This window comes from Streptomyces sp. SID12501 (assembly GCF_010550245.1).
Classification (GTDB): domain Bacteria; phylum Actinomycetota; class Actinomycetes; order Streptomycetales; family Streptomycetaceae; genus Streptomyces.
In genome coordinates, this window is record NZ_JAAGLU010001106.1 from 1 (window position 1) to 381 (window position 381).

At 73.0% G+C, this 381-nt stretch carries 1 protein-coding gene; it reads right to left on the bottom strand.

The features are described 5' to 3' along the window. The coding region (locus G3I71_RS50760; RefSeq protein ID WP_343243326.1) for an FAD-linked oxidase C-terminal domain-containing protein at positions 1-329 on the bottom strand (329 nt) is incomplete at its 3' end. Positions 330-381: the final 52 nt, after the last annotated feature.

The following is a 381-nucleotide window of genomic DNA, read 5'->3' on the forward strand; positions in this document are numbered from 1 at the left end:
ACATCCGTCACCACTGCCGTCGCCCCCGGCCGCAACGCGAGACACGAGCGATAGGCGTTGTGCCGCATTTTCCACAGTGCGGCGCGCGTCTCGGGCGTGGTCGCCCAGTCAAAGCCGGTGCCGCCGAATTCGGCCGCCAGCGCGCCGAACCCCTCGACGAACTCGCTCTGGATCCGCATGACGCGCCAGGGGTCCGAGTGCAGCCAGGAGGCGCCCTCGCCGCGCGACAGCAGCCGCTGGTCGGAGGTCGTGGCGGGGATCTGGTCGCGCCGCAGCAGCACGGGGCCGCGGCGGTACTCCGGTGCGGGTGCCGACGTCTCGTGGGTCATGGCCCCGAGCCTAGGTGCAGGTGGGACGCGTCGCGGCGGGAAGCGCGCCGCT